Source organism: Dolichospermum sp. LEGE 00246 (assembly GCF_015207865.1).
GTDB lineage: Bacteria > Cyanobacteriota > Cyanobacteriia > Cyanobacteriales > Nostocaceae > Dolichospermum > Dolichospermum heterosporum.
This window is the reverse complement of sequence record NZ_JADEWA010000604.1, coordinates 1-2,642: the sequence shown is the minus strand read 5'-3', so window position 1 is coordinate 2,642 and position 2,642 is coordinate 1. Positions and strand designations below refer to the sequence as shown.

The window sequence follows — 2,642 nt, the reverse complement described above, 5'->3', positions numbered from 1 at the left end:
AATTCTTTCTCCCCCCACCTCCCCTACCTCCCCACACCCACATACTGAAATCCAGCCCTAACCATTGCTTGACGGTCAAGAAAATTACGACCATCAATCATGACCGCGTGGTTCATTAATTTTGCCATTTTCCCATAGTCCAAAGTGCTGAACTGTTGCCATTCGGTGACAAGTACCAAAGCATCACAGCCATCTGCTAGTCTTTCCGCGTCGGTTTCTACTAACACACCAGAAAGACCATGACGCATTCCTGTTTGAGAAATAATCGGGTCGTAAGCCTTGACTTTCGCTCCCAGTCGGTTGAGTTGTTCAATCAACATGAGTGCCGGTGCGTCCCGTAAATCGTCTGTATCTGGTTTGAAGGTTAAACCGAGTAGTCCCACAGTTTTACCTTTGAGGATTTTTAAAGCTTGTTGAAGTTTTTCTAGGGCGATGAGGCGTTGACGTTCGTTAACACTGACAGCAGCTTTCATAAGTTGGGCTTCATAGCCATAATCATCAGCGGTGTGAATGAGGGCGGAAACATCTTTGGGGAAACATGAACCACCCCAACCAATACCAGCTTGTAAGAACTTGCTACCAATGCGGGAATCTAAACCGATGCCTTTTGCTACTTGCGTAACATCCGCACCGACGCGATCGCATATATTGGCAACTTCATTAATAAAACTAATCTTGGTGGCTAAAAAGGCATTAGCCGCATATTTAATCATTTCTGCGGAACTGAGGTCTGTTACTAACACTGGAACGGAAGGTAAAGACTGATTAGCCGCAAATTTGCGTTCTATGATTGGTGTATATAATTCTTTCATCATGCCTGTGGCTTGTTGACTATTACCACCTAAGACAATCCGGTCAGGATTAAAGGTATCATAAACTGCTGAACCTTCCCGCAGAAACTCTGGATTACTGACTACATCAAACTGGTGAGCAATCTCCGATAATTTCTCCTCACTGCTTGTATCACCAGATGCAGCTAATGTTTTTTGACGCTCTGCAATCCCATCCACAACAATCATTCTTACCCAGTCGCCAGAACCAATAGGAACAGTAGATTTGTTCACAATGACCTTATAACCACCATTGAGATTTTCACCAATACCACGAGCTACCGCTTCTACGTAGCGAGTATCACTTTCACCATTGGGCAAAGGAGGAGTTCCCACAGCAATAAACAGGATTTCTCCATGATGAACACCAGCAGCGAGATCACTAGAAAATTCAATATTGCCACTATTAATAGCAGATTGCATAATTTCCGAAAGTCCTGGCTCAAAAATCGGTGACTGCCCAGACTTCATTAATTTTACTTTTTCTTCGTTATTATCTATGCAAATTACATTATGGCCAATATAAGCCAAACAAGCACCTGTTACTAAACCAACATAACCAGTACCAATTACGCAAACACGCATTTTTAAAACCCCTGTTTTTTATAGTTGTCAGTTGTCAGTTGTGAATCAATGATTGGTGATCCTTTAGGTAAGGCGTAATGCTAAACCTGTTGGAAACGTTGACGGAAATCTTCAATCATCAGTTTTAAACCATCTTGCAGAGGAATAGTGGGTTCCCAATCTAACAAAGTCTGTGCCTTGGTGATATCGGGACGACGACGACGGGGATCATCAGCAGGTAGGGGTTCAAATTTAATTTCTGCATCTGGGTTAATCAGGTTTTGTACAGCCTGAGCTAGTTCTAAAATCGTATATTCATCAGGATTCCCCAGATTTATGGGTCCTGTATGTTCACCATTCATTAACCGCATTAGCCCATTTACTAGGTCGGAAACGTAACAAAAGCTCCGGGTTTGTTGACCTTCACCATAAACAGTTAAAGGCATACCTCGTAATGCTTGCGCCACGAAATTGCTGACTACGCGCCCATCATTTTCCAACATTCTCGGTCCATAAGTGTTGAATATCCTGGCGACGCGAATCTCGACTTTATTCTCTCTGTAGTAGTCAAATGCCAGGGTTTCAGCCATTCTTTTGCCTTCGTCATAACATGAACGAATGCCAATGGGATTGACGCTGCCTCGATAATCTTCAGTCTGGGGATGAATTTCTGGATCTCCGTAAACTTCGCTTGTAGAAGCTAATAAAAATCTGGCTTTAACCCGTTTGGCTAAACCTAACATATTGAGTGTACCAATGACATTAGTTTTAACAGTTTTAATGGGGTTATACTGGTAATGCACAGGAGACGCTGGACAAGCCAGATGATAAACCTGATCCACTTCTAAGCGAATTGGTTCAGTAATGTCGTGACGAATCACTTCAAAATTAGGATTGTCTAACCAATGGAGGATATTATGTTTCTTTCCTGTGTAGAAATTGTCCAAACAAATGACTTCATGACCATCATTCATTAATCGGTCAATCAGATGAGAGCCAATAAAACCAGCACCGCCTGTCACTAAAATTCTCATATTTTCCCTTCTACTAACATCTACTTTCAGTATCCATATCATGCTGTTTTATATTACCCATATTGGCAACAAAAAAGCAGAGTTAATTTGACACTCCCCGCTCTAAAGAGACGGGGATTCTTAAGATTTTACAATCCTAATATCCTGTTCACACAGGTTCCCAGACTCAGTACGTTTGCACAAAAGTGCGTGCTGATACCGCCAGTTGCTCTAC

General features: G+C 42.2%; 2 protein-coding genes. Both read right to left on the bottom strand.

Annotated features, from left to right (window positions below):
• Positions 1–23: 23 nt before the first annotated feature.
• Positions 24–1,415: a UDP-glucose/GDP-mannose dehydrogenase family protein gene (locus tag IQ228_RS24535; RefSeq protein ID WP_027401088.1), complete on the bottom strand. Its 1,392-nt coding sequence runs from the start codon at positions 1,413–1,415 to the stop codon at positions 24–26.
• An 80-nt stretch (positions 1,416–1,495) separates the two neighbouring features.
• Positions 1,496–2,428, bottom strand: coding sequence for a UDP-glucuronic acid decarboxylase family protein (locus IQ228_RS24530; protein WP_096666510.1), 933 nt, complete (start codon positions 2,426–2,428; stop codon positions 1,496–1,498).
• Positions 2,429–2,642 lie beyond the last annotated feature (214 nt).

What these genes read in the sequence shown, in the direction of transcription:
- IQ228_RS24535 (WP_027401088.1), bottom strand. Translation starts at nt 1,415, where the DNA reads ATGCGTGTTTGCGTAATTGGTACTGGTTATGTTGGTTTAGTAACAGGT.
- IQ228_RS24530 (WP_096666510.1), bottom strand. Translation starts at nt 2,428, where the DNA reads ATGAGAATTTTAGTGACAGGCGGTGCTGGTTTTATTGGCTCTCATCTG.